At 33.8% G+C, this 24,959-nt stretch carries 26 protein-coding genes; 4 read left to right on the top strand and 22 right to left on the bottom strand.

What is annotated here, in order from left to right; all coding sequences use genetic code 11:
- Positions 1-30: 30 nt before the first annotated feature.
- Together WHC90_RS03000 and WHC90_RS02995 are read right to left on the bottom strand one after the other, a co-directional pair.
- Positions 31-525, bottom strand: a complete 495-nt coding sequence (locus WHC90_RS03000) for a DUF6702 family protein (RefSeq protein WP_188599480.1) — start codon at positions 523-525, stop codon at positions 31-33.
- Positions 526-576: 51 nt separating this feature from the next.
- On the bottom strand, positions 577-1,383 hold the full coding sequence (locus tag WHC90_RS02995) for a hypothetical protein (protein ID WP_188599481.1): 807 nt from the start codon (positions 1,381-1,383) through the stop codon (positions 577-579).
- 145 nt (positions 1,384-1,528) lie between these two features.
- On the opposite strand from WHC90_RS02995, the gene pepE reads away from it, so the two are divergent.
- Positions 1,529-2,230 (top strand): dipeptidase PepE, encoded by a 702-nt coding sequence (pepE, locus tag WHC90_RS02990; RefSeq protein WP_188599482.1) that lies wholly within the window; start codon positions 1,529-1,531, stop codon positions 2,228-2,230.
- 36 nt (positions 2,231-2,266) lie between these two features.
- On the opposite strand, the gene ribB is transcribed toward pepE, so the two are convergent.
- Genes ribB through tpx form a run of 6 tightly spaced genes read right to left on the bottom strand, consistent with a single transcriptional unit; the run spans position 2,267 to position 8,858 of the window.
- Entirely contained in the window at positions 2,267-3,409 is a 1,143-nt protein-coding gene (gene ribB, locus WHC90_RS02985; RefSeq protein WP_188599483.1) for a 3,4-dihydroxy-2-butanone-4-phosphate synthase, read from the bottom strand.
- On the bottom strand, positions 3,402-4,844 hold the full coding sequence (locus WHC90_RS02980) for an LptF/LptG family permease (protein WP_188599484.1): 1,443 nt from the start codon (positions 4,842-4,844) through the stop codon (positions 3,402-3,404). The genes ribB and WHC90_RS02980 overlap by 8 nt, the downstream gene beginning before the upstream one ends.
- A gap of 20 nt (positions 4,845-4,864) precedes the next feature.
- Positions 4,865-5,527 (bottom strand): LolA family protein, encoded by a 663-nt coding sequence (locus WHC90_RS02975; RefSeq protein WP_188599485.1) that lies wholly within the window; start codon positions 5,525-5,527, stop codon positions 4,865-4,867.
- A 1-nt stretch (position 5,528) separates the two neighbouring features.
- Complete coding sequence (locus WHC90_RS02970) at positions 5,529-7,943, bottom strand: FtsK/SpoIIIE family DNA translocase (protein WP_188599486.1); 2,415 nt, start codon at positions 7,941-7,943, stop codon at positions 5,529-5,531.
- Positions 7,944-7,983: 40 nt separating this feature from the next.
- Positions 7,984-8,358 (bottom strand): diacylglycerol kinase family protein, encoded by a 375-nt coding sequence (locus WHC90_RS02965; RefSeq protein ID WP_188599487.1) that lies wholly within the window; start codon positions 8,356-8,358, stop codon positions 7,984-7,986.
- Complete coding sequence (tpx, locus tag WHC90_RS02960; protein WP_188599488.1) at positions 8,358-8,858, bottom strand: thiol peroxidase; 501 nt, start codon at positions 8,856-8,858, stop codon at positions 8,358-8,360. The genes WHC90_RS02965 and tpx overlap by 1 nt, the downstream gene beginning before the upstream one ends.
- A 117-nt stretch (positions 8,859-8,975) precedes the next feature.
- Between tpx and WHC90_RS02955 the strand changes: the two genes are divergently transcribed.
- Complete coding sequence (locus WHC90_RS02955; RefSeq protein WP_188599489.1) at positions 8,976-10,352, top strand: MATE family efflux transporter; 1,377 nt, start codon at positions 8,976-8,978, stop codon at positions 10,350-10,352.
- 63 nt (positions 10,353-10,415) lie between these two features.
- Positions 10,416-10,640, top strand: a complete 225-nt coding sequence (locus tag WHC90_RS02950) for a hypothetical protein (RefSeq protein ID WP_188599490.1) — start codon at positions 10,416-10,418, stop codon at positions 10,638-10,640.
- A 23-nt stretch (positions 10,641-10,663) separates the two neighbouring features.
- Here the strand turns inward: WHC90_RS02950 and WHC90_RS02945 are convergent, their stop codons facing one another.
- From WHC90_RS02945 to WHC90_RS02935, 3 genes are all read right to left on the bottom strand, one after another.
- The gene (locus tag WHC90_RS02945; protein WP_188599491.1) at positions 10,664-11,119 is read right to left on the bottom strand and encodes an OsmC family protein; all 456 of its coding nucleotides are present in this window, start codon (positions 11,117-11,119) and stop codon (positions 10,664-10,666) included.
- Positions 11,120-11,145: 26 nt separating this feature from the next.
- Entirely contained in the window at positions 11,146-12,660 is a 1,515-nt protein-coding gene (locus tag WHC90_RS02940) for a sodium/proline symporter (protein WP_188599492.1), read from the bottom strand.
- A 272-nt stretch (positions 12,661-12,932) separates the two neighbouring features.
- Positions 12,933-15,140, bottom strand: coding sequence for an endonuclease MutS2 (locus tag WHC90_RS02935; RefSeq protein ID WP_188599493.1), 2,208 nt, complete (start codon positions 15,138-15,140; stop codon positions 12,933-12,935).
- A gap of 36 nt (positions 15,141-15,176) precedes the next feature.
- Between WHC90_RS02935 and WHC90_RS02930 the strand changes: the two genes are divergently transcribed.
- Positions 15,177-15,842 (top strand): uracil-DNA glycosylase, encoded by a 666-nt coding sequence (locus tag WHC90_RS02930; protein WP_188599494.1) that lies wholly within the window; start codon positions 15,177-15,179, stop codon positions 15,840-15,842.
- On the opposite strand, the gene WHC90_RS02925 is transcribed toward WHC90_RS02930, so the two are convergent.
- The 11 genes from WHC90_RS02925 to WHC90_RS02875 all read right to left on the bottom strand — a co-directional run bounded on the left by WHC90_RS02925 (position 15,803) and on the right by WHC90_RS02875 (position 24,958).
- Positions 15,803-16,843: a glycosyltransferase family protein gene (locus tag WHC90_RS02925; RefSeq protein WP_188599495.1), complete on the bottom strand. Its 1,041-nt coding sequence runs from the start codon at positions 16,841-16,843 to the stop codon at positions 15,803-15,805. The genes WHC90_RS02930 and WHC90_RS02925 overlap by 40 nt on opposite strands.
- Positions 16,844-16,846: 3 nt before the next feature.
- On the bottom strand, positions 16,847-17,713 hold the full coding sequence (locus WHC90_RS02920; RefSeq protein WP_188599496.1) for a UDP-2,3-diacylglucosamine diphosphatase: 867 nt from the start codon (positions 17,711-17,713) through the stop codon (positions 16,847-16,849).
- Between the two features lie 261 nt (positions 17,714-17,974).
- A complete protein-coding gene (locus WHC90_RS02915; protein WP_188599497.1) occupies positions 17,975-18,838 on the bottom strand; it encodes a substrate-binding domain-containing protein in 864 nt (287 codons plus the stop codon).
- Positions 18,835-19,707: a nucleoside phosphorylase gene (locus tag WHC90_RS02910; RefSeq protein WP_188599587.1), complete on the bottom strand. Its 873-nt coding sequence runs from the start codon at positions 19,705-19,707 to the stop codon at positions 18,835-18,837. Before WHC90_RS02910 ends, WHC90_RS02915 begins: the two co-directional genes overlap by 4 nt.
- Positions 19,701-20,648, bottom strand: coding sequence for a DUF1835 domain-containing protein (locus tag WHC90_RS02905; RefSeq protein WP_188599498.1), 948 nt, complete (start codon positions 20,646-20,648; stop codon positions 19,701-19,703). Before WHC90_RS02905 ends, WHC90_RS02910 begins: the two co-directional genes overlap by 7 nt.
- 63 nt (positions 20,649-20,711) lie before the next feature.
- Complete coding sequence (locus WHC90_RS02900; protein WP_188599499.1) at positions 20,712-21,059, bottom strand: translation initiation factor; 348 nt, start codon at positions 21,057-21,059, stop codon at positions 20,712-20,714.
- Positions 21,052-21,228, bottom strand: a complete 177-nt coding sequence (locus WHC90_RS02895; RefSeq protein WP_188599500.1) for a hypothetical protein — start codon at positions 21,226-21,228, stop codon at positions 21,052-21,054. The genes WHC90_RS02900 and WHC90_RS02895 overlap by 8 nt, the downstream gene beginning before the upstream one ends.
- A gap of 73 nt (positions 21,229-21,301) precedes the next feature.
- On the bottom strand, positions 21,302-22,249 hold the full coding sequence (locus WHC90_RS02890; RefSeq protein ID WP_188599501.1) for an isopenicillin N synthase family dioxygenase: 948 nt from the start codon (positions 22,247-22,249) through the stop codon (positions 21,302-21,304).
- A gap of 60 nt (positions 22,250-22,309) precedes the next feature.
- Positions 22,310-22,990, bottom strand: a complete 681-nt coding sequence (locus WHC90_RS02885) for a DUF6048 family protein (protein ID WP_188599502.1) — start codon at positions 22,988-22,990, stop codon at positions 22,310-22,312.
- Positions 22,971-23,453, bottom strand: a complete 483-nt coding sequence (locus tag WHC90_RS02880) for a DUF6452 family protein (protein ID WP_188599503.1) — start codon at positions 23,451-23,453, stop codon at positions 22,971-22,973. Before WHC90_RS02880 ends, WHC90_RS02885 begins: the two co-directional genes overlap by 20 nt.
- 8 nt (positions 23,454-23,461) lie before the next feature.
- On the bottom strand, positions 23,462-24,958 hold the full coding sequence (locus WHC90_RS02875; RefSeq protein ID WP_188599504.1) for a TlpA family protein disulfide reductase: 1,497 nt from the start codon (positions 24,956-24,958) through the stop codon (positions 23,462-23,464).
- Position 24,959 lies beyond the last annotated feature (1 nt).

Raw genomic sequence — 24,959 nt, 5'->3', positions numbered from 1 at the left:
TATGGTTTTGATTTGTAATTAGTAAATTATTTAGTACTTTAAAACAGCATGCTGCTCTTTTTTTGTAAGCAAGGCACTTTTGTGTTTGCCTCTAACCTTTGATTTGATTAAGTTTTGTTGTTCAGGAAACTCAGCAACGAGAATATCATTGGTTACATCAATTTCTTTTAAAGAGTTGATGTTTTTTACTTCTAAATAAAAGTATACGATATCTCCATCATATTCTTTTCCTATGAAGTCGTACAATACGGGTTTTCCGTCTATTTTAAATTGAACATGCTTTTTGAGATATTGATAAAAAAAAGTATCAGAATCTTTGGGCTCGTTTTTGGTGTCCAATTCAAATTTTTTGTGGTGAATTTCTTCCAATGCTTTTTCGATATCATCAATAAAAACATTGATAATAATTTCTAAAGATTTTTGCTTTTCATTATATTCTAACTGAGTTAAACTCAAATAGTATTTGTGGGTAGTAAACGCAAAAAGAGGTATTACTAAAAAGAATACAAGCACTTTGGATTTCATATAGTATGAATTGGGATAGTAAAATTAGAAATAATAAGTTGCAAAGCAACATTATTTTGATTTTTCTATCATTTTAAGATAGTTTATACTCTCTTTTTTAAAAATAGCAATCAATTCTAAGACCTTATCTTTTTTAAAGAGTGTCTCTATACCTAGATAGCTGCAGTAATTTATAAAATGCGGAAAACTTTCTTTTGGAATTTTAAGAGAAGTAAAGAAAAATTGCTCTCCCAATCTTTCTAAGAGTTTGTTTGCTAAACTGCGTTTAAAATCTAAAGCTTTGCGCTGAGCTCTTTTTTTTATAGAAGATTTGTCAGGGATCCCAACACTAGCAATTGGTACACCAGCAACTTTTGCAACTGGATCTGTTAGCAATTGAGAACTTGGTGGCTTTTTACTATGATCAAGAGGGATTTTAGAAAAGTCCATTTTAGAAAAGTCATAATAACCTTTGTCTAGTTTAGGCGTGGTATCAGCCTTTTTCTTAATCATATCATGTTTTAAAAAACCAGTAAGTTTTTTCTTGAGCTCTACTTCATTTAGTTCATTGTTGCGTTCTAGTAAATAAATTAAAATAATACCTTCTTTAATGTTGGTTTGTGATATTTTAATTTTTTTAACTTTGTATTGCAGATTTGTAATTTCTAACCAATCACCTAGTCTTACTGGGATTTCAAATTCTCCATCTTTGTTTGAAATCGTTCCTTTACTCGTATTAAGATTGATGATATGTGCGTCTTTTACAGGGAGTAAATAGGTGTTTTTGATAAGCCCTTTGATGCTTATTTTCTTTTCTTGCCCTGTTATGGAAAAACAAAGTAAGAAAGCGCATATAAATGCAGAGGCCTTTTTTTGCATGGTTCGTTAGGTTGGTAGTTCTTCTACAAAGAAACATTGTGTGGCTCTTAAAACTCTATTAAAAGACTTGTAAATTTTTGTTAAACCCCAAATTTAAATTAAGTTGAAAGAAAAATAGCTAATAAAATTCACCTATTTTTGAATTATGAGAAGAATACTAATTGCCAGTACATCCACAGTGCATTCTAGTGGGTATTTAACTTATTTACAACCCGCATTAAGCACCTTCTTTGAAGGCATTCAACAACTCCTTTTTATTCCGTATGCAAGGCCTAGTGGGATCACTTATGATGCTTATACCGCTAGAGTAAGTGAGGCGTTTAAACCACTCAATATAACTGTAAAAGGAATTCATGAATTTAAAAACCCAATAGAAGCTGTACAGAAAGCAGAGGCTATTTTTACTGGAGGAGGAAATACTTTTGAATTGGTAAATCAATTGTATAAAAACAATATGATGCAAGTTCTTAAATCAGCTGTGAATGCTGGCACTCCATATCTAGGGACCAGTGCTGGGAGTAATATTTGTGGTTTAACTATGATGAACACCAATGATATGCCCATTGTATATCCGCCTAGTTTTGAATCCATGGGGTTAATTCCGTTTAACATCAATGCTCATTATTTAGACCCAATAGAAGGATCTACTCATATGGGAGAAACAAGAGAGACAAGAATACAAGAATATCACACACTCAATCAAACCCCTGTTTTGGGCTTAAGAGAAGGTAGCTGGTTAGAAGTACAAGGATCCTTAATTGTTTTAAGAGGTTCTTATACAGCTAGAGTATTTAAAGCGGGTGCTACTCCGTTTGAACTAGAGAGTGGGAGCGAGGTGCTTTTGTAATTTGCTTTGTAAAGTAAGCGATATAAGTAGTGGTGATTAATAGTTTACATACTCAACAATCTCCAAACCATAGCCAATCATTCCAACTCGTTTTTCTTGCTCAGAATTAGAAATTAAACGCAATTTGTGTATGTTTAAATTATGTAAGATTTGTGCACCAATTCCAAAATCACGTTGATCCATCTTAATAGGAGGTGCTTTTAGTTGACCTTCTTCTTGAGATTTTTTGAGTAATTCTAATCTGTTTAATAAGTTTTGTGATTGATTTTGTTGATTGATAAACAAAATAGCTCCTTTACCAGCATCATTAATTACCTGAAACATTTTATCCAATTTATGATCAGCATTGTTGGTAAGGGTTCCAAGAATATCGTTGTTGACTAAAGTAGAGTTTACACGCGTTAACACTGGCTCATTTTTGGCCCAATTTCCTTTTGTAAGGGCAATATGAACCTGATTGTTAGTGGTTTGCTGAAATGCGCGAAGTCTAAAATTACCGAAGCGTGTTTGAATGTCAAAATCTTCTTTCTTTTCAATTAAAGAATCATGTTCCATTCTATAAGCAACCAAGTCTTCTATAGAGACAATCTTTAGGTCGAATTTTTTTGCAACCTTGATCAACTGAGGCAAACGTGCCATGGTTCCATCTTCGTTCATGATTTCTACAATCACACCAGCAGGTTGAAACCCAGCCAATCTTGCAAAATCAATGGCGGCTTCTGTGTGTCCAGTTCTTCTAAGCACACCTCCTTCTTTAGCGATTAAGGGAAAAATATGTCCAGGTCTTGCCAAATCAAAAGGCTTAGTGTCTGGATTTGTAATTGCTTCTATGGTTAAGGCTCTGTCATTAGCAGAAATCCCTGTTGTAACTCCTTTACCTTTTAAATCAACAGACACTGTAAATGCCGTTTCCATAGGATCGGTATTGTTGTTTACCATCATTCCTAGTTGAAGCTCTTTACCGCGTTTTTCTGTAATAGGTGTACAAATTAAACCACGACCATGAGTAGCCATAAAATTGATCATCTCTGGGCTCACTTTTTCTGCAGCAGCTAAAAAATCACCTTCATTCTCTCTGTCTTCATCATCTACTACAATTATAATTTTTCCATTGCGAATATCTTGAATGGCTTCCTCTATACTATGAAGTTGAATTTTATTTTCCTTAATTTTATTCATCGTTACTAATAGCGTTTGTGTTGCTTTTTGTGTTTAACTTTTTAAACAGTTTTGTAATCGGCTGTAAAAATACACCAATATTGAAGATACCCCTATCTTTTGTCGCTCTTCTTGTTAAGAAAAATGCAAATGGAATCATGATAATTGCAGAAATCCAAGAACCTAAAAGAGCAGTAACAGAACTTTCTTCGGCTAAGTTTCTTCCAAATGTGTTTGTAAAAAAATAGACTACGTAAATACAAATGGCTAGAATCATCGGCAAGCCAAAACCACCTTTTCGAATTATAGACCCTAATGGAGCACCTATAAAAAATAAGATTAGACAAGACAGCGAAAAAGCAATTCTGTTGTAGTATTCCGTTTCGTATTTGTTTAAAACAGTTCTCTTAAATTTCAGAAATGTTTTTTTGTTTTTGATAATATTAACTGCTTGGTCAGATTTTTGCGCAGCTGCACTTAAAATTCGCAATTGTGCTTGAGAATCAAAATTGTCTAAAATACCGGGTTTTAGTTTTTTATTGATTAAAGAATCTGGGTAAGCGTATAGTTTTTTTGCGTCAGAATTTCGATACAAATTAAGTGCTCTACCTTCAATGTACTCATCGTAATTAAGTTTAATACTAGGTAAGGTGTCATTTAACTGATCTAAACTTAATGTTTGATAACTTTTAATGGAGTCAATTTCTACATTACCGCTAAAAGAAGAAATGTTTATTAAAATTTCATATTCGTCAAAAGTAGCTGTAGAGGAAGGCATCTTATCAGAATTTCCTTTTACATGGTCTTCAAAGAAATTACCGTCGTTTAAAACTAATGACATGTACTTACTGCCTTTCTCTGATATTATTTTTCCTGTTTTTGCAGTGATGATCTTGTTATTTCCTTTGTTTTCTGACAGATCATATATTAATATATTGTCTAAAAGGTTTTCATCTTTTCCGTATTTTTTGTCAAATTTAATATGATAACCAGGGATTTCTGTATTAAAACTTCCTGCAACCAATGCCAGTGCAGGTTTCTTCTTTTTAATATTTAAGTACAGTCCTTTTTGCTTTCCCATGGCATAGGTATATACCTTGTTTAAGAATAGAAAATTGACAAAACTTAATAAAATAGTTAAAATAAGTAAAGGTCTAACCAAGCGTTGAAGTGAAACACCTGCTGATTTTATAGCTGCAAATTCATAGTTTTCTGCCAAATTACCCAAAGCCATAATAGAGGAGAGTAGTACCGCAATTGGCAATGCTTGTGGGGTAACAATTAAAGCTGTGTAGTACAGAAATTGCAAGATAAAAACTAAGTCAATTCCTTTACCGGCAATATCGTCAAAGGCAAGCCAAAGCGCTTGCATTACTAGCACAAACAAAACAATTAAAAAAGTCGCCAAAAAAGGCGTTAAATAACTCTTTAAAATATATTTGTCTAAAATTTTCATGAGCTAGGCGCTACAGCGGTTTAGTCTATGCTGTAGTTTTTTTTCAAATACTCAGCTTTATTTAAAGTAAAGGTGGTAGGTAAAAGTTTTTGATTGCTCTTAAAGTCCGTTATGGTTAGCGTTGTTTTAGCAGCATTTGCTCCCAACTGTATTAGCTGATAAATATGATTGACTTTAATATCTATTGCCAATTGCACTTGTACAATTTCAGATTCACTATCAATAGGGGTTAGGTCTATAAACTGAATTTTTTTTCCTTTGATGGTTTTTTTCGCCCCCAATTTATAAGTATATCCTTCTTTGTAAAAGCTAAACAGTTTAGATGGGTAGATAAAACCATCTTCATTGTCAAAATCACCTTCATTAATATTGATTTCTTTTTCATCGTGATTGATAACCACTAAATTTTTTCCGTTAAAAAGAAATGTAGTCCCAAGGTAATTTAATAAGTATTTTTCACCAGAAATAATAATATCACCTTTAATAGGAGGTTCATCACCTTCTAAAATGCCAGCTTCTTCATTAGTTAAACTCGATGAAAATTCAATACTCATATTTGAGTATGAAGTCATGGTTTTTGAAACCTTATCTAATAAAGTTTTTGCATCCGCTTGCTGCGCTTGCAGTCCAGATATTAATGTAAAAAAACTAAAAATAAAATAATATGCTATGTGTTTTTTCATGCTATGATTGTTCATTTTCAAAAAATTGATCAAGAGCAACAAGATCAGAAATTAGTACTTGTCTTGCTTTGCTTCCTTCAAAACCACCAACGATACCAGCTGCTTCTAATTGATCTATTAATCTTCCAGCTCTGTTGTACCCTAGTTTTAATTTTCGTTGTAAAAGCGATGCAGACCCTTGTTGGGCTGTTACGATCACTTCTGCAGCCTCTCTAAATAACTTGTCTCTTTCTGAGATGTCATTATCAAGAGTTGTGCCAGCTTCTTCACCAACGTATTCTGGCAGTTGATAAGCTTCTGCATAAGCTCTTTGCGATCCAATAAAATCAGTAATTTTTTCTACCTCTGGTGTGTCTATAAAGGCACACTGTATTCTTTGTATGTCATTACCCGCAGTATAGAGTAAATCACCACGACCTATTAATTGGTCAGCTCCTGATGCGTCTAAGATGGTTCTTGAATCTATTTTAGAGGTTACTCTAAAGGCAATTCTAGCAGGGAAATTTGCTTTGATAATCCCTGTAATAACATTAACCGAAGGTCTTTGAGTAGCTACAATTAAGTGGATTCCAATAGCTCTGGCTAGCTGAGCCAGACGCGCAATGGGTGTTTCTACTTCTTTACCAGCAGTCATAATTAAATCTGCAAATTCATCAATTACCAAAACAATGTAAGGCAAAAATTGATGTCCATCATTAGGATTTAATTTACGTGCTTTAAATTTCACATTGTACTCTTTGATGTTTCTAACCATAGCAGATTTTAACAAATCATAGCGGTTATCCATCTCTATACAAAGTGAATTTAAGGTGTGTATTACCTTGGTAGTATCTGTAATTATGGCATCGTCAGTGTCAGGCAATTTAGCCAAATAGTGACGTTCAATTTTGTTAAACAAAGTTAGTTCGACCTTTTTAGGATCTACCAAAATAAATTTGACTTCTGCAGGGTGTTTTTTATAAAGCAGAGAAGCTAAAACAGCATTCAATCCTACCGACTTTCCTTGTCCTGTAGCTCCAGCCATTAATAAATGGGGCATTTTTGCAAGATCTACTACAAAGGTTTCATTAGAGATAGTTTTCCCTAAAGCAATAGGTAACTCCATTTGTGATTCTTGAAACTTGTTTGAAGAAATCACAGAATGCATAGAAACTATGGTAGATTTTTTATTCGGCACTTCTATTCCGATGGTTCCTTTACCAGGGATAGGAGCAATGATTCTAATTCCTAAGGCAGATAAAGACAGCGCAATATCATCTTCTAAGTTTTTTATTTTTGAGATCCTAACTCCTGCTTCTGGTACAATCTCATACAAAGTAATTGTTGGACCAACAGTTGCTTTAATCTTATCAATCCCTATTTTGTAATTTTTAAGCGTTTCTAAAATCTTATTTTTGTTAGCTTCAAGTTCTTCAGGATCAATAGATATACTTTCGTTGTATTGTTTTAATAGATTTAGACTAGGGAATTTAAAATTCCCCAACTCTAATTTTGGGTCAAACTCTCCGAAGTCTTTGACCAACCTATCTGATAAATTTTCAGTAACATGATCTTCTTCTGACAACTCTTCTACATCAATGACAACCTCTTCATTTTCAGCCTCCTTAGGTTTAGGTACGGTTTCAGGTTGCTCTTTTTTACTGTCTTTAGCATCAGAAAAATTACTTATTGTCGGTTTTAAATCTTTAACAGACAATTCAAATTCAGAGGTTTTTTTAGTAGTATCTAAATCAATTTCTATTGGTTCTTCATTGCTTTTAGTAGGGTAGCTGTCTTTAAAATCTTCATCTTGTGGAGCTTCATCTACTGGATTAGATTCTTTCTTTTTACTTCTAATCTGAGCAATGACTTTTTCTGGTGTAATTTTAAATTTGATAATCAAATAGCTAAACAAAATAAAAGCTAAAGATAGGGTTAAGCCGGTGCTTCCTAAGAAAGTTTGTAAATATTCATTTAATTCAAAACCAACAATTCCAGAGAGTATTTTATTGCTTGCAAAACCAAAAGAAATGGCAATCCACAACATAAAGAGGATTCCCCAATTCCAATTTTTAACAATGGTTTTAAGGCTTACTTTAAAAAGTATAGAAATTCCAGTTAAAAAGATAAGCACAGGGATAATAAAGGCAGCCAAACCAAAACCACGAAAGATAAAAAAGTCACTAAGTTGGGTGCCAATTTTTCCGAGTAAGTTTTTGCTTTTTATTGTTTTATCTGCAAATTGGTTAAGTGTGCTTTGATCCTCTTGCCAAGAAAAGAAGAATGAAAAAAATGCAATGATTAAAAATAGCGCAAATACAATTAAAAATAAGCCAGCAACTGTTTGAGTCTGTCGATTTTTAAAAAAAGCCTTTAAGCCTTGAAATTTAGGCTTTTTTGCTGAACTTGTTTTTTTTGTGCTTGTTTTTTTTGCCATTCAATGAAGTAATAATGTAAATATACGTATTTGCTTAGAATTAGTTAATGATTTTAGGGATGTATATGATTCCGGCAATGATCAAAGAAATGATAGCTGCAAAACCAGGGCTTCCGGCAGCAATATCTTTGATGAATCCAATTTTTTGATGGTAGTCTTTGTGTACAAAATCAGCCATTTTCTCTACTGCTGTATTCATCGCCTCAGCAACCAAAACCAATGCAATTGCAATTAATTGAAACATCCATTCAGTTGCAGAAATATGAAAATAGAACCCAGCAATAATTGCTAAAACAGCCACGCTAAATTGTACTTTTATACTGTCTTCGGTTGTAAGCAAAAGCCACATTCCTTTAAACGCAAATTTAATGCTACGAAGTCTTCCTTTTACAAATCCATCGTTTGGGTTTTTCATTACTCTACTGCTTTTAGTGCTTTTGCGTAATCAGGTTCTTCTGTAATTTCTGGAACCTGTTCTGTATAAATTACTTTTCCGTTTTCATCAACAATAATAATGGCTCTTGAATGTAAATTTGTCAAAGGGCCTTCTAAGATTTCAAGACCGTAGTCTTTACCAAAATCACCAGTTCCAAAATCAGATAAGTTAATGACATTTTCTAAGCCTTCTGCACCACAAAAACGAGCCTGGGCAAAGGGTAAATCTCTAGAAATACACAATACTTTTGTGTTTTTAAGATTTGCGGCTTCTTTGTTGAAGTTTCTTACAGAAGCAGCACAGGTACCTGTGTCAATACTTGGGAATATATTTAAGATAATTTTATGTCCTTTAAAATCTTCTAAAGTTTTGGTTGATAAGTCAGTAGCTGTCAATTTAAAATTTGGAGCTTTTTTCCCTATTTCTACCAAGTTTCCAGAAGTTTGAATCTTGTTTCCTTTTAACGTAATTATAGCCATTGTTCTAAAATTTAAGTGTTCAAAAATACAGCTTTTTAACGAATAAATTGTATTCCCTTTTTGTTAATAATTGCCAAAAAATATGAATATCTTCGCAATCTCAAAAAAACAGTAGTCTTGAAATTAGCTCACTATACATCAGAGTTTAGATACAATTTAAAATTAGCAGCACCCGTTATGTTGGGTATGCTGGGACATACATTTGTTAGTTTTGTAGATAATATTATGGTTGGTCAGTTGGGTACTGCAGAATTGGCAGCGGTATCCTTAGGAAATAGTTTTATGTTTATCGCCATGTCTATTGGAATCGGTTTTTCTACAGCCATAACGCCTTTAACAGCCGAGGCTGATGCGGCACACAATATTGATCAAGCAAAAGCAACTTTTAAAAATGGACTCTTTTTATGTACTTCTTTAGGGATCGCTTTGTTTTTGATGGTGTTTTATGCAAAACCTTTGATGTACCTAATGAAACAACCAGAAGAAGTTGTTGAACTGGCGATTCCGTACTTAGACTTGGTTGCATTCTCTTTGATTCCACTTGTGGTTTTTCAGGCTATAAAGCAATTTAGTGATGGTTTGTCCATGACAAGATACCCTATGTACGCTACTATTTTAGCCAATGTAGTGAATGTTGTTTTAAATTATGTATTGATTTTCGGAAAGTTTGGTTTTCCAGAAATGGGAATCGTTGGAGCAGCATACGGAACTTTAATATCACGATTTATCATGGTTGCTTACCTGTGGAAGCTATTAAGCATCAAAGAGCATTCTAAGGCGATGGTAACCAAAATTAAGTTTTTTGTGCTCGATACTTTTATGATTAAAAAGATTATCAGTTTAGGAACTCCAAGTGCCATGCAAATGTTTTTTGAGGTTGCCATTTTCACCTCTGCTATTTGGCTTAGTGGATTGCTTGGTAAAAATCCACAGGCAGCCAATCAAATTGCCTTAAACTTGTCATCTATGACCTTTATGGTTGCCACTGGACTTAGTGTTGCATCTATGGTTCGAGTAGGAAATCAAAAGGGCTTAAAAAACTTCAAGGAACTAAGAAGGATTGCTTTTTCAATATTTTTATTGTCAATACTTTTTGCTGTTACTTTTGCACTGTTATTTTTTCTATTCCACAAACAATTGCCTAAACTCTATGTAGATTTTAACGATCTAAAAAACTTAGCAGACAATACAGAAGTGGTAGGTATTGCTTCTCAACTTTTAATTGCCGCAGCAATTTTTCAGATTAGCGATAGTATTCAGGTGGTAATGTTAGGAGCGCTAAGAGGACTCCAAGATGTAAAAATACCAACTATAATTACTTTTATTTCGTATTGGGTAATTGGATTTCCTATTAGTTTTTACTTTGGAAAAGAAGAACAGTATGGTAGTTTTGGTATTTGGATGGGTGTGTTAGCAGGTCTTTCTACAGCAGCAATTTTATTGTACATTCGTTTTAATTATTTAACTTTAAAACTGATAAGAGAAAACCATTAATAGGTTTGTACTTATTTATATATTTATTCAAATTAATCCATTAAGATATACCCAATTTAACCTATGGAATTACCAAAGTTTTTATTAGCAGACAACAGCAATTACCCAGAAGATATCTTTGTATTACATACAGATTTTCCACGTTTTCTTATCAACTTAAAAGATGATGAAATTGAATGGTATGATGATCTATCTGGTGAAAGCGAAGAAGATCTTGCCACAGAAGTAGCAGATTTAATGGACAAAGCAGGAGAGTTTTACGATACTGAAATGAAACAGTTTGAATAAGTCAAACTGTTTTTAATTCTTGCTTATTTTTTTCTCCAAGTACTTTCAATTTTACAACCACTAGAGCGTAACAAAGCTAAGATAGGACAACGAGCATCTACTTTTTGTCCCATCGTTTTTATTTGTGCATCCGTTGCTTCTCCAAGTACTACTGCATTAAGACGTACTTCTTTATAACTAGCATTTGAATTCTCTGACATTCCCATAAAACCTGAAAGATCAAGATCAATTTCAGTTTGTATATTGATTTGTTCAATATTCAAAGAAAGTTCTTCTGCAACCACTTGAGCTTGCTCATTTTGACACCCAGCCAAAGAAGCAATAAAGTATTGCATAGGATTCGGTCCTGAATTTAAGCCTCCGTCTTCTTTAGGTTCATCTAATTGAAGGTTCCATTCTGTGCCAATGATGTCAACTTTTGTTGGCCAGCCATTTCCTTGTGCTTCAGCTATAAAAGTTTCTATATGTGAATTTTCCATTTTTTATATTGTTTTAATTGTTTAGACTAATCCGTTTTTAGAGAGTCTGATGTAGTATTAAGGTCCTTTGGAGGATACATTTTTGAAACGATATACCCTACAAGCATCGCCAAGACGAAAGAAGGTGCAAGGACATCTAATTCTATAAAATATGCACCTACACTTTCGAGATTTGAGATTACAAATTTGAATAGTATTACAGATAAAAAACCAGTAATCATGGAGGCAATTGCTCCTTTTTCAGAATACCCTTTCCAGAATAGAGAAAGAATAATGACTGGACAGAAAGTGGCTGCGATTCCAGACCAACCAAAAATCATAATCCAAAAAACCTGTCTATCAGGATACAATTTGTATAATAGAATGGCAATACCAAGTGCAACCAATGCCATAGCAACAGTTACTAACCTTGAAAATTTCGTTAAGTCTTCATCTTTTAAATCGGGTCTAAATATTTTCTGATAAAAATCACGTGTTACAGCGCTAGAAGCAAGAATTAACAAAGAATCAATGGTAGACATAATTGCAGAAAGCACAATTGCAATAAAAATTGCGACTAGAATTGTTGGTAAGAATTCGTTGGTAATCATGCTTAAAACATTTTCTCCGCCATTTCCTAATACAACTTCTGGGTCTTGTCCTTCTGATGTAAAATAAATTCGAGCAAGAATACCAATGGTTACAGCAGCTGCATCTGTCAATAGTGTAAATAATAATGCAATCCACTTTCCTTTATCAATCTCTTTTTCACTTTCAATCGACATAAAACGGACATAAACTTGTGGTGACCCTAAGAAGCCCAATCCAATCATAGAGAAACCAAGAATGGTAAATAAATTCATCAACCAGTCATCACTTCTCCCCATTATTTGTGTTAGCGTTGGGTCAATAGCATTTAGCCCTACTGTAACTCCTGTTCCGTGATCCATAGAGAACCACACAACAATTGGCAGTAAAACCAATCCGAAAAACATTAAAATTCCTTGAAACATATCTGACCATACTGCTGCAACAAATCCGCCAATAAAAATATAGACTAAAACGATACAGAAACCAATCAGAGCACCAACTCGATAATCAATATCAAGCATCGATTCAAATGCTATTCCGGTCACATCCATTTGCGATGCAACATAAATAACAACGAAAACGACTAGTACGGAAGCAGAAATAATTCGCAGTGTGTTTGTAGAAGACTTAAAGTGACTTTGAAGATAATCGGGTATAGTGATTGCTTTAAAAGCATCAGAGCGTCTTTTAAATAGCTTGGCCATAAACTGCCAAGAAATAAAAACGCCGAGTAATTCTCCTAAAACAACCCAATAAGCAGAATAGCCCGCCATTGCACCCATTCCAGTTAAGCCAATTAGAAGCCAGCCAGATTCACCAGTAGCTCTTGCTGAAAATGCAACCGCCCAAAAGCCCATTTTTTTTCCACCTAAATAATAATCACTCATGCTTTTGACTCTTCTTGAAGCCAAAATTCCGATTAAGAATAAAACTGAGACATAAATTGCTAGGACGATAATTTTTGTAATCATAAAGTTTTTTAATAGTCCCGATGAAGGTAGTCTTTTTCTCGCAATTGAGTGAATAAGTAAGTTAAATCACTGATTTTAAGAAAATTAAATAAATTAATTACTGCATACATATTTTGTAATCATATACTCAGTAATTGGTTTTAATGTCTTTCCAGTTGTTGGGTGCAAGTCGAAATCAGTAAATAAATGTACTTTTTGATTATTTCTTTTTGAATACGAAACAATAGGTTCTTGTTTCTCATTGAAGAATTGTGTATTAGAATTTGGTGAAGCTATTTTTTTGCTTTTTCAACCAGCTCTAGCTGACTAACTTTTGCTTTGGTTGTAAAAAGACCGTAATTGATAAAGATGTTTTGTTTTTCAATTTTCTCAACAGTTCCAACTGCATTTCCGTCAATTAAACGCACACGGTCATTAACTTTAAAGACATAAGCCGCTTTTTCTTTGGCAATTTTGGCTTCGGTGATTTTTTTGACTTTACGAACTTCTACCACCTTTTTTAAGATCTCTTTTTCTGTCTTTTGTAAGACTTCTACTTGTTTTTGTTTTGTTATTTCAAGTGTTTTCTTTTCCTTTTTGCCCTTTGGTTTTTCAGGATTTTTCTTAAGGTATTTAGTTTTTTCAGAGGCAATCCACTTTTGTAAATTGCTATTAAGCTCTTTTTTATTATTGGTTTGAAAATAGTGATGCAGTAGTTCATTAACTTTTCTACCCAGGGTTAGCATTTTTTGATTGTTGTCATACAACTCTTGAAAATCGGCTAACTTATCTTGAATCTTTTGTTCTTTTTCTTGTAAGCTGTCGATATGTTCTTTTCCCTTGTTTTGTTGCCTCTCTAATTCGTCAGAGTTTTTTTGAAGTCTATTTCTTTCTTTTTGTAATTTTGAGATGGTCTTGTCTAGACGGATTTTCTCTGTTTCAACACGTTTTTTTGCCTTGTTGATCAAGCTAAATGGGATTCCATTTTTCTGAGCAACCTCAAAAGTAAAAGAACTTCCTGCTTGCCCAATAAACAGCTTGTAAAGCGGTTCTAATGTTTTTTCATTAAACTGCATGTTGGCATTGGTAACATTGGGTAGTTCATTGGCCAGCACTTTTAAATTGGAGTAATGGGTTGTGATGATTCCAAAAGCTTTTTTATAATAAAATTCTTCTAAGAAGATTTCAGCCAATGCCCCACCTAACTCTGGATCTGATCCTGTTCCAAATTCATCTATCAAAAACAGTGTATTTTGGTTGCATTTTCGTAAAAAAGAACGCATGTTTTTAAGGCGATAACTATAGGTGCTCAATTGGTTTTCTATGGATTGATTGTCTCCAATATCCGTTAAAATACTATCAAAAATATAGGTTTCACTTCGCTCATCGACAGGGATAAGCAAGCCAGACTGAAGCATTAGTTGCAAAAGCCCGATGGTTTTTAAAGTGATGCTTTTTCCTCCGGCATTAGGGCCTGAAATTACAATTATTTGCTGTTTTTCATTTAGCAAAATTGATTGAGGAACAGTAGTAATACCTTGCTCTTTATTTTTTTTCCACAATATAGGATGATAGGCTTTTTGAAAATCAATTTTCTTTTCATTGCTGATTTTTGGTAAAACAGCGGCCAAATCTTTTGCGTATTTTGCTTTTGAGGCGATGCAGTCAAGATGACTTAAATAAGATAGATAATCTTTTAAAAGTGGTGCAAATGGTCTAATGGTTTCTGCCAGCTGCTTTAAAATTTTAATGACCTCTTGCTGTTCTTCAAAAACTAAATTTTGTAATTCTCTATCAAAATTTAAAGTTGCCTGAGGAGCAATATATACGATGTTTCCTGATTTGGAAGCACCTAAAAAGTTTCCTTTCACTTTTTTTCTGTGCATGGCCAATACAGCCAATACACGATGATTGTCTATTACCGTCTCTCTAATTGCATCCAGATAACCCAAACTACTGTATTTGCTTAAGTCTCGAGTAAAACTACCGCCAATCTTAGCTCTGATAGTGCTAATTTCTTTTCGGATTTGTTTTAAAATCGGTGATGCTGTGTTAGACACTTCCCCGTAAGAAGTTATGATTTTATGGATGTCTAAAGAAATGCTAGTGTTTCCTTCTATCTCTTGGCTAAGAATTTGTAAATTAGGAAAATAGCTGTTAAATTTTTGAAAGAAAACTAACAACTCATTGACTGTTTCAGATACAGAAGCAATCTTTAAAAAAGCAGCTGCATCTAAAAAGCTATTTTCAATTTTTAAGGTGTCAACTTCTCTCGTAATATTATCAAAATGATGATTTGGAATTTTGTTTTCATTGATAAAAGAGGAGAGGTATTCATTTACTCTATAAAGCTCTTCAATTAATGTTTCCCGAGTTTCAATAGGTTTAATGGCTGTAATGAGTTCTTTTCCCAAATCAGAGTTGCTGTAGTCTGCCACATGTTTTAACACAGTGGTAAACTCTAAATCCTGTAATGTTTTCTCTGAAATATTCCTAGTCAAAATACTATCTTTGGTGTACCGCAAAAATAAGAAAGTATGGAGGTTAATATGCCTGAATCATGGAAAAATGTTTTAGAAAAAGAATTTACACAAGACTATTTTAAAGATTTGATAAGCTTTGTAGATTCTGAATATGATTTGGGAGTGTGTTATCCGCCAAAAGATCAAATTTTTGCCGCATTTTCTGCCTGTGATTTTACAGATGTTAAAGTAGTGATTATTGGTCAAGATCCCTACCATGGCCCTAAGCAGGCTAATGGTTTGTGCTTTTCTGTAACCGATGATGTATCACATCCACCTTCCTTGCAGAATATTTTTAAAGAGCTGTCTCAAGAGTATCCAGAGAGAGAACCCTCATCAGGAGATTTATCAAATTGGGCAAAACAGGGAGTGTTTTTATTAAATGCAACCTTAACAGTAAGAGCACATCAAGCAGGAAGTCATCAAAAGAAAGGTTGGGAGCAATTTACATCTGCTGTTATTGATGCGCTTTCTACCCATAGAAAAGAATTGGTTTTTTTATTGTGGGGAGGTTTTGCCAAGCAAAAAGGCAAAAATATAGATGCCCAAAAGCATGCTGTTTTTACGTCTGGACACCCTTCTCCTTTAAGTGCAAATAGAGGGTATTGGTTTGGAAATCAACACTTTTTGAAAGCCAATGCTTATTTAGAAAACGTTGGCAAAGAATCAATTGATTGGTAAATAGGCTTTTCTTCTTGAATGATATAGTTATGGAGTATTTGGTTGATAATCTGAGCAGTTTCATCTGGAAAATCAACTTTAATGTTTTGGCTACTTTTTAGCCATTTGTTTATTTTTCTCAATTGTTTTTTTCCAAGTTTTTTTAAAACGGGCACTCCAATTTCTCTTAACGCAACAGCGTTACACTGCTGCTCAAATTGATTTTTCATCGGGATTACCAAGAGTTTCTTTTTTAAAAACAAAGCCTCTGCAGGTGTTTCAAAACCAGCTCCACACAAAACGCCTTCGCAAGAAGCAATACTTTTTAAAAAGTGTTCATTTTCTATTGGCTGAACGATGATGTTGTTTTTAAAATAATAAGTGTCAGAGTTTTTAGAAAACACTTCCCATTTAATATTTTTAAAGCAAGATAAATGTTTAATGATTTTCTCATCGCTATAAGCAGGTAAATAGACAGTATAATGTTTTTTATTAGTTATTTGTAAGTCGCGTATTTCTTTGCGAATCACAGGAGTAAAGATAGAATCATCATATTTTTTAAAATGAAATCCATATTGATAGGTAGTGGGAGCGTAGTATTTTAAAAGCCAACGCTCAAATTGTACTTTTTTGTTCTGAGGACTTAAGGTGTTTAAAACGGCGTTTTGATGACTGAGCCCAATAGTAGGAATGCCTTTTAAATAAGCAGCCCAAGCGGCGATAGGTTCAAAATCATTGATAATTAAATCATACTGTTTAATTGGGATGGATCTCACCTCTCTAAATAGTTGTCTGAGTTTAAAGTTTTTGATGGTTTTAAAAAAATCAATCCCACCATTCTTGCCAAAAATAAAACTAAAACCTCTAAGTTTATAAGTCACCTCATAAGGCAAGCTAATATCGGCTTGAATTCCGCTAATCAAAATATCGACATCTCCTTTGGTTTTAAGCAGCGGAATAATGTCTTTGGCTCTGCTTAGGTGCCCGTTTCCTGTACCTTGTATTGCGTATAAGATTTTCATATATTATTTTGTTAGGTTAAACTCTTGTAGTAATTCTGCAAACAATTGATCGTGATTTTTATGTTCAGCTTTTAAGGAGGCTTTGCCCTTTTTTGCCCGTTGTGCTTCTTCATTTAATGCTGCTGGGTCCTTTGAGTATTCATAGAGCTTCCATGTTTTTTTATGATATTCTAGGGCTGTTAGGTTTTCAATCCAATCACCAGAATTTAAGTAGTTAACGGCAATCCCTTCTTTGTTTTTAATAGTCTTAATTTCTGGTTGATGAATATGACCGCAAACCACCGTGTCATAGTCATTATAAATTGCCATATCAGCAGCAACACTTTCAAAATCATTGATAAATTTCACCGCACTTTTTACACTGTTTTTTATTTTTTTTGATAGTGAAATTTTACCAAAACCAAATTGACAACTCAACCAATTGACAAAGGTGTTTATGACAATTAGCAAATCATATCCAATGCCACCAAGCTTTGCCAGCCATTTAGAATGCTTCATGGTTACATCAAAAACATCCCCGTGAAAAAACCAAGTTTTTGCCCCGTCCAAATCAAGGACTAATTTGTTTACAATTTCAAAGCTTCCCATTCTAAAACCTTTAAATTTCCGCAGCATTTCATCGTGGTTTCCTGTAATATAGTAGACCTTGGTTCCTGATGTTATGAGTTGCATGATATGCTGTACAACTTTTAGATGTGATTTAGGGAAATAACGCTTGTTAAATTGCCAGATGTCTATAATATCACCATTTAAGATTAGGGTCTTTGGCTTAATAGTTTTAAGATAATTAAGTAGGTTTTGTGCACTACAGCCAAAAGTGCCTAGGTGTACATCAGAAATCACAACGAGTTCTACTTTTCGTTTTTTCATATGGAGTATTTAAAATTATAGAGAGGTTTGTAATCAGACCTTTTCTTGAGGTCAACAAAATGCATGTAGAATAATGCTAAGTATGTGCTGTCTTGTTTTATAGGACACGTAATTTTATATCATCAAATGTAGCAGCACTTCCTTGTGTTATTGTTAACTAAAAATCAAATGATTATAAACTTTCAAGCTCATAAACGTCTAGAATGTTAACAAAAAAATCCGCCAATGAGGCGGATTGTATACTGTAAAGAATAGAAAATTTTATAAAGCGTGTACGTCGCTAATAATTTCTTCTGAAGGCATTGTGTGCTCTAACACTTTATAATGAACTAGTTTTTCTTGTATTTGATTAATATCAGATTTAGATATAGGCTTGCTGCTTTCCCATTCAGTTAATGAGAGCCACTCTTTTACGTCTACTAATTGTTGTTCATAGCGTTTAGATAAAAGCAGGTCTATGCCTAGTGTTTCTTTAAAGCCGTCGGTGGTACTGTTAATTATTTCGAGTACTTGCTCAATGGCTTTTGGATGGTCTCTTAGTACTTCATCTCTAACAGCAATAACAAAACAGGGCCAAGGAGTAGGGCAGTCGCCAACGCGTTTAAACGTACTATTGTCTACCCATGGTTTGGTGGTAAAATGCTCCCACATAAAATAATCGGCTTCTCCATTTTTAAGAGCTTCAATTCCTCCTTCTAGAGTTCCTACTACTTTAAAGTGTAGTGTTGATAGATCCCATCCTTGATTATATGCATTTACGATGGCCATTAGATGTGATCCAGAACCATAACGACTTATGGCAACAACCTTGTCTTTTAGGTCATCTATGCTTGTGTATGGTGAATCTCCAGCCACATGAACACCCCAAATTAATGGGCTTTTTACATAGGTCTGAACTATCTTAGAAGGATTCCCTTCAGAAATATCTTTTATAATCCCCTCAGTTAAAATTATAGCAATATCTACATCACCAGACCGAAGTGCTTTACACATATCGCCAGTACCTCCTGGAAAATCTGTCCAACGGATATTAATATCAAATGGAGTATAGGCTTTGTTTTTTAAGGTGATATACCAGGGATAATTAAAATGCTCTGGTACGCCGCCTATTTTTAAGTTTGTCATCTGTTACTTACTTTGTCTAAGGTATATACGATAAGTTCTTCTACAATTTTTTTAGGATTTTCACTAAAGGTTCCATTGGCTCTATTGGCTATGATTGCATTCATAGAACAGGCATGATGACCTAAAAGTTTTGCCAATCCATAAATGGCAGAAGTCTCCATCTCTAGGTTGGTAATCTGAACTCCATTATGGTTAAAACTGTCAATTTTATGGTTTAAACTTGGATCTGCTAAGGGCAGTCTTAAAATTCGACCTTGTGGGCCATAGAATCCACCAGCGGTAGCCGTCATTCCTTTAAATACTTTGTCTGAAGCAATACGATCTTCAAGTTTTTTACTGTTTTTTATAACAATTGGATAGCTTTTTTGTGTATGCCATCCGGTCTGAGCTACAAAGGCTTTTTCTAAATCACTATTGCGTATTTCATCACAGACATAAGAGTGCAGCATTCCGTTAATATCTAAGCCGTAGGTGCTCATTAAAAAACTATCAACAGGGATGTGGCTTTGTAAAGAACCAGAAGTCCCAATTCTAATAATATCTAATTGAGTAAGTGTTGTTTTGGCTTGTCTTGTTTTAAGGTTGATATTAACCAACGCATCTAATTCATTAAGAACAATATCAATATTGTCAGGACCAATTCCGGTAGAAATAACGGAAATTCGTTTTCCGTTTAAAGTTCCGGTTGTGGTCTTAAATTCTCTCTTTTGGGTGGTGAACTCTATGCTGTCAAAATGCTTGCTAACGCTCGCGACTCTATCTTGATCTCCAACAAAAATAACAGTATCTGCAATGTTTTCTGGATGTAAATTTAGATGATATACACTTCCGTCTGGGTTTAAAATCAACTCTGATTCTTGGATCATAATGTCGTAATTTTTAAGAGTTTGTTTGTACTGTTGTCATAAAGGAAATTGTATTTTTTTGCGCCTCCTAAAAAAGAAAAATCATTGCGCATATTTGCATAAGAATGCAAAAGATTTTGCTGTACTTTTTTACCGGTGTCGGTTAATGAAACTGATTTTGAAAACCGCAGATAGTCTTTAAGATCCATAAGGTATTTATGGTACTGAAGATCACCAAAACCGTAGACTTCTTGCTCTGAAAGCAGTTTTTTTACCAATTGATCTTTGCTTGAAAATTTCTGTTTTGAAACGGCAGTTAAAATGGTGTTTTCTACTGCATTAAGACCGTTTTCTATGGATGGAAATCTTTTTAAATGAGTAATTAAACTGGTGTTTAAATGTTTAAATGTTGTATTGGTTTGATAGGTTTTTGCCATTTCTATTTTAAGGGGATTGTCTGCACAGTACAACTGCCAAACATAATCAGCGTAAGCAATATCGTCTTCGGTTAAAACAGTTCTGCTTTTATAATGCTCTAATACCTGATCATTGGTTAAAGCAGAAAATCCAAATCGATTTGCAGGTATTTCTTCTGAAGTACAAGACACCAAGCTAATTTTTCGACCCTTTCGATATCTTTTAAGCCAGCTAATCACTGCAATCATGTTTATTTGGCAAAACAAATCACTGTCAAACCACAGCACAATTTCATCTTGTTTTTGCTGGTTGCAAAGCCTTCTGTACTCTTTTAATGTTTTATCTATAAACTGTTGCTTGCTTACTTTAAAATTGGTTTTAAGAAATTCGAATCGGTTTTTCCAAAAGTTTTCATCTCCTACGCCAACCTCAGTTTTTCCTTCGCAGAGCATTTCTCTCCAAGTAATTAAGGTTCCCGGAATGGAAATCTTTTGAAGTTGATCGGTGGTGCAATCACCGTTGGTTATATGAAGTATGTTTGAAGTCATTAGTATAAAACGAATCCCTTTAAATTTTATTTTTTTGAAACCTGTAATTTAATAGGTTTGATCTTATCCACCAACTCTTTTTACTCGGTATTTTTCTTTTTGTAAAATCGCTATGATTTTATCTCGGTAATTTCCTTGTATAATGATTTCTCCATCTTTAACAGAGCCACCTACACCACATTTGGATTTTAACAATTTAGCCAAATCTTTTAGTGCTGTTTCACTACCTACAAAGCCTTTGATTATGGTAACGGTTTTACCACCTCTTCCTTTGTTTGAAAAATGAGCCTCTAATAATTGTTCTTTGTTTTCTAAAGGTGTTTGCTCTTGGTCTGTTTCTGGTGAAAAATCATCATTTGTAGAAAAAACAAAGCCTCCTAAATCAGATAAACTTCCTAATTTTTTAGCCATTCTTTTTTATTTTTTGATAGGCATACAAAAGTATGCTCAAAGATTCTATAGTAATCCCTACGAATACCAAGGTGTAGTTTTCTACGATTTCATAATATTTTAACAGCAGTGCTAGTAATACTAGAACACAGCCTGCAATAAAAAGATATATGGTTACTTTAAGATTCATTATTTGTAGGGTTATCAACGATATTTTAAGTAGCAATACAACAATCGCTACTCAGAAGTCAATTAATGTTTTTTTATTTGATCAATCCAAGTTCTCGAAGACGTTCATTTAAGAAATCACCTGCGGTGATATCATCAAATTGTTTTGGGTGATCTTTATCTATACATCCCTCTAAAACATCCAGTTTCATTTGGCTAATAGGATGCATAAAAAAGGGTATTGAATAGCGAGAGGTACCCCATAATTCTTTAGGAGGATTGGTTACTCTATGGATGGTTGATTTTAATTTGTTGTTGGTATGACGAGAAAGCATATCGCCTACATTAATCATTAACTCATCTGGTTCTGCAATGGCATCAATCCAATCTCCTTGGTGATTTTGCACTTGCAGTCCTTTACCTTGAGCACCCATTAGTAAGGTAATTAAATTAATATCTCCATGAGCAGCAGCTCTTACAGCTTCTTTGGGTTCTGTTTTAATAGGAGGGTAGTGAATAGGCCTAAGTATGCTATTGCCATTTTTAATATAGCCATCAAAATAGTTTTCATCAAGGGCTAAATGTAAAGACAAGGCACGCAAAACGTATTTTGCAGTTTTCTCTAACATTTTATAAGCTTCTTTTCCAACTTCATTAAAATGAGCCAACTCTTTAACCTCAACATTATCCGGATACTCTTCTGCTAGCTTTGGGTCATTCTCTACATACTGACCAAAATGCCAAAATTCTTTTAAATCACCTTCTTTTTTTCCTTTTGCACTTTCTTTACCAAAAGAAACATAGCCTCTTTGACCTCCAATTCCAGGGATTTCATAACCTTGTTTGACCTCTAGAGGTAAATCAAAAAAGTTTTTTACTTCTGTATAAAGATCATCAACCAATTTTTGGTCTAAAAAATGACCTTTCAATGCTACAAAACCTATGTTTTCATATGCATGTCCAATTTCGTCTATAAACTTTTGTTTTCGTTTTGCATCGCCAGATAAAAAATCAGCAAGGTTTACGCTAGGAATTTTATTCATTGGGTTGGTATTAAAAATTAAAGGATGATAAAGTTACAAAAACAAGTGATATCCCCGCAATTATTTTTTGAAAAAGGGAATCGTATAAGAAATGGTATAATTAAAACCAAAACCTGTTTTACTTTCAAACACACGGTTAAATCCAGGCACGTAAAGTGTTTTAAACCCTTGTGGATCATCAACGCTAAAAAGGATGTTGTATGAGATTGAAAATCCGAGGTATAAGTTTTTAAGGGTTTCTGCCTTGACACCTAAGACCAGTTCAGCCCAATGTGCCTTTAAATCGGTAGAAGTAGCTCCAACAGAATTTAAATCACCAGGAAAATAATCAGAGCCCGTGTTAATAGTATAGCTGTTCAATGTTTGATCAAAGTTGCTAAAGGCATAACGAAAGCCAACTAAGATTTCATTATTCATGTCTAACCAATTTTGATAGGCATTTATATTGACCCCTACTTTTGCATAAGATCCTTTTGCGGTCGTGGCAAAATAATCATCTGTAGTGGTATTGGATTCGTTTCCAATTTCTGCAGCTAGGTACATATTTTTACGAAGACGATAATCAGCAACAACTTCAAAACCGCTGTAATTCTTGTCGATTAAACCCAAAATAGGTTTACTCAAATCAATTCCCAAACGAATCCCATAAGCTGTCTTATAGTCAGTGCTGTCTTTTTTTTGTTGACCAAAACCTTGAAAGACAAAAAACAAAACTAAAATACTAGTGAAATACTTGTGCATGAGCTTTTGTTTCATCGTTAATACTTACATCGTTTGCAGGTGTTACTGTTTGGATCCAATCATTGTTGATACTAAAATTCACCGAGTTAAAAAGTATTTTAAACCCACATGAGCGCGATACAAATACCTCTTCTTTAGCATAGTTGATAGTAATGGTCGCATACTCATTGTTAATTTTGTTTCCAGAAACCGTATTTCTTTTAAGATGATAGATGGTTTGAGTAGCATTAATATCTAATGGCAAAGCGATAGAGTCTGTGCTGATGCTTTTATAGCCTGTCAACGTATCTTTATTTGCAGCCCAAACAGATAAGCGTTGAACTGTTTTTGTGTCGGTAGGATTGTTGTTATCGTAAAAACGCAAGATTAACTTAGGCGTTGTTGGCTCTAAACAGATATCGTCCTTTTCGCAAGAACTAGCGACCAAGGTAAAAAGGAGTAAGGCTACTATTGTTTTTTTCATCTATTCAATTATTCTTTTATAAGCGCTGTTAATAGTTTTGTAGTGATGGTTTCACTAGGTCTAAATTGAAAACCCGAATGTACAATTTCTCCTTTTTTGTTGATGAGATTATAGGTTGGATAACCTGTAATATTTAATAGTTTTGTTAGCACTTTATTTTGCTCATCGGTAATAAAATAATGCTTCCCTTGCACCTTGTATTGAGAGATGGTTGGAAGGTATAAGTTTTTATCAGACAGATGGCATAAGTACACAAATTCTACATCTTCAGAAAATTTCTCTTTTAATTGTGGAGTCGCGTTTTTAAACTGTTCTTTACACGGACTACACCAGGTTGCCCAGTTGTCAATGTAAATTACTTTGCCGTTGGCATTTTTGATGATTTCGTCTAAAAAAGTGGTCGCATCATCAGAAGAAAACTCTAACAATTCTGTATTCTCAGGTAGCTGAGGACTTTCTATTAAGTTCTTAGTGCTTGTGTATTTTTCTTGAATCGCCTTTTCATATACGGTGTTTTTAAAGAGGCTATCTATGGTTTTTTGATGTGTATTGTAAAAACTTAAATCATTATTTTTTAATGAATTGTTTAAGCGATCAAAATACAATATCCGTATAAAAGCAGGGTTGTTTTTAAAGCTAAAAATCTCTTTAGAATAAATAATTGAATCTGCTTTTACCCAGGGAACTTGGTATTTGCTTTGTACATACTGACCCAAATACGCATTGTAATAATTGGGCAAGGTTGTGTACACATCATTATTGACAAAGCTTTTATCTGTTAAGATAGGAAGATTGTCAATTCTGTCTGTAAAAGCTTTTGGAAAATTGTCTTTATATGGAGTCTCTTTTGAGGTGGCTCTAAAATGAAACACAGCGTATTGCAAATAATCAATAATAGGCTTGAGTTCTTTTTCTATTTTAAGCCAATTTTTAATGCTTTTTGGCGGATTGTTTTCTTTGATAAAGTTATCAATATAGGGTGCCTTCTTTTGATCGTACAGCTCAGACAAATACACTTGAATTTCTTCAGGGCTTGTCTTTGAAGACATCATGGTGTTTAGCTCATTATAATCCAAAGGATCATTTAGCAGATACTTTTTGAGTAGCTCATTTTCCTTGGCCAACTCATTTGTAAAACGCAAAGAATTTAAAAACTCTTTTTTAGTTGCCGCTTTGGCATCAAAAGTTAGGTCTAAAGTACTGTTTGGTGACACAAAAAGATTCGAAGATTGTTTAAATCTAAAAAACAATACCTGGTCATAAGCGCTTAAAAATTGTAGTGAAAAATGACCATTTTCGTCTACAATTGCTTGGTGTTCTTCTGCCCAATCATTGGTTAAAAAATCATAGGAATATACTTTTACATCCTCTATAGAATCTTCTTTAGAAAAGTTTTCTATCACTCCATTAATAGTAACCATTTCTGGATTATAAAATGATTTTTTCTCTTCATTACAAGCAGAGATACTGCTAATGAGTAGAAGTAAATAGAAGAACTTTTTCATA

Source organism: Polaribacter pacificus (assembly GCF_038024035.1).
Classification (GTDB): Bacteria; Bacteroidota; Bacteroidia; order Flavobacteriales; family Flavobacteriaceae; genus Polaribacter; species Polaribacter pacificus.
This window is presented reverse-complemented; position numbering and strand designations above follow the sequence as displayed.

Coding starts and splice junctions, on each gene's coding strand:
- WHC90_RS03000 (WP_188599480.1), bottom strand. CDS start 525: ATGAAATCCAAAGTGCTTGTATTCTTTTTAGTAATACCTCTTTTTGCG.
- WHC90_RS02995 (WP_188599481.1), bottom strand. CDS start 1,383: ATGCAAAAAAAGGCCTCTGCATTTATATGCGCTTTCTTACTTTGTTTT.
- pepE (WP_188599482.1), top strand. CDS start 1,529: ATGAGAAGAATACTAATTGCCAGTACATCCACAGTGCATTCTAGTGGG.
- ribB (WP_188599483.1), bottom strand. CDS start 3,409: ATGAATAAAATTAAGGAAAATAAAATTCAACTTCATAGTATAGAGGAA.
- WHC90_RS02980 (WP_188599484.1), bottom strand. CDS start 4,844: ATGAAAATTTTAGACAAATATATTTTAAAGAGTTATTTAACGCCTTTT.
- WHC90_RS02975 (WP_188599485.1), bottom strand. CDS start 5,527: ATGAAAAAACACATAGCATATTATTTTATTTTTAGTTTTTTTACATTA.
- WHC90_RS02970 (WP_188599486.1), bottom strand. CDS start 7,943: ATGGCAAAAAAAACAAGCACAAAAAAAACAAGTTCAGCAAAAAAGCCT.
- WHC90_RS02965 (WP_188599487.1), bottom strand. CDS start 8,358: ATGAAAAACCCAAACGATGGATTTGTAAAAGGAAGACTTCGTAGCATT.
- tpx (WP_188599488.1), bottom strand. CDS start 8,858: ATGGCTATAATTACGTTAAAAGGAAACAAGATTCAAACTTCTGGAAAC.
- WHC90_RS02950 (WP_188599490.1), top strand. CDS start 10,416: ATGGAATTACCAAAGTTTTTATTAGCAGACAACAGCAATTACCCAGAA.
- WHC90_RS02945 (WP_188599491.1), bottom strand. CDS start 11,119: ATGGAAAATTCACATATAGAAACTTTTATAGCTGAAGCACAAGGAAAT.
- WHC90_RS02940 (WP_188599492.1), bottom strand. CDS start 12,660: ATGATTACAAAAATTATCGTCCTAGCAATTTATGTCTCAGTTTTATTC.
- WHC90_RS02930 (WP_188599494.1), top strand. CDS start 15,177: ATGGAGGTTAATATGCCTGAATCATGGAAAAATGTTTTAGAAAAAGAA.
- WHC90_RS02925 (WP_188599495.1), bottom strand. CDS start 16,843: ATGAAAATCTTATACGCAATACAAGGTACAGGAAACGGGCACCTAAGC.
- WHC90_RS02920 (WP_188599496.1), bottom strand. CDS start 17,713: ATGAAAAAACGAAAAGTAGAACTCGTTGTGATTTCTGATGTACACCTA.
- WHC90_RS02915 (WP_188599497.1), bottom strand. CDS start 18,838: ATGACAAACTTAAAAATAGGCGGCGTACCAGAGCATTTTAATTATCCC.
- WHC90_RS02905 (WP_188599498.1), bottom strand. CDS start 20,648: ATGACTTCAAACATACTTCATATAACCAACGGTGATTGCACCACCGAT.
- WHC90_RS02900 (WP_188599499.1), bottom strand. CDS start 21,059: ATGGCTAAAAAATTAGGAAGTTTATCTGATTTAGGAGGCTTTGTTTTT.
- WHC90_RS02895 (WP_188599500.1), bottom strand. CDS start 21,228: ATGAATCTTAAAGTAACCATATATCTTTTTATTGCAGGCTGTGTTCTA.
- WHC90_RS02890 (WP_188599501.1), bottom strand. CDS start 22,249: ATGAATAAAATTCCTAGCGTAAACCTTGCTGATTTTTTATCTGGCGAT.
- WHC90_RS02885 (WP_188599502.1), bottom strand. CDS start 22,990: ATGCACAAGTATTTCACTAGTATTTTAGTTTTGTTTTTTGTCTTTCAA.
- WHC90_RS02880 (WP_188599503.1), bottom strand. CDS start 23,453: ATGAAAAAAACAATAGTAGCCTTACTCCTTTTTACCTTGGTCGCTAGT.
- WHC90_RS02875 (WP_188599504.1), bottom strand. CDS start 24,958: ATGAAAAAGTTCTTCTATTTACTTCTACTCATTAGCAGTATCTCTGCT.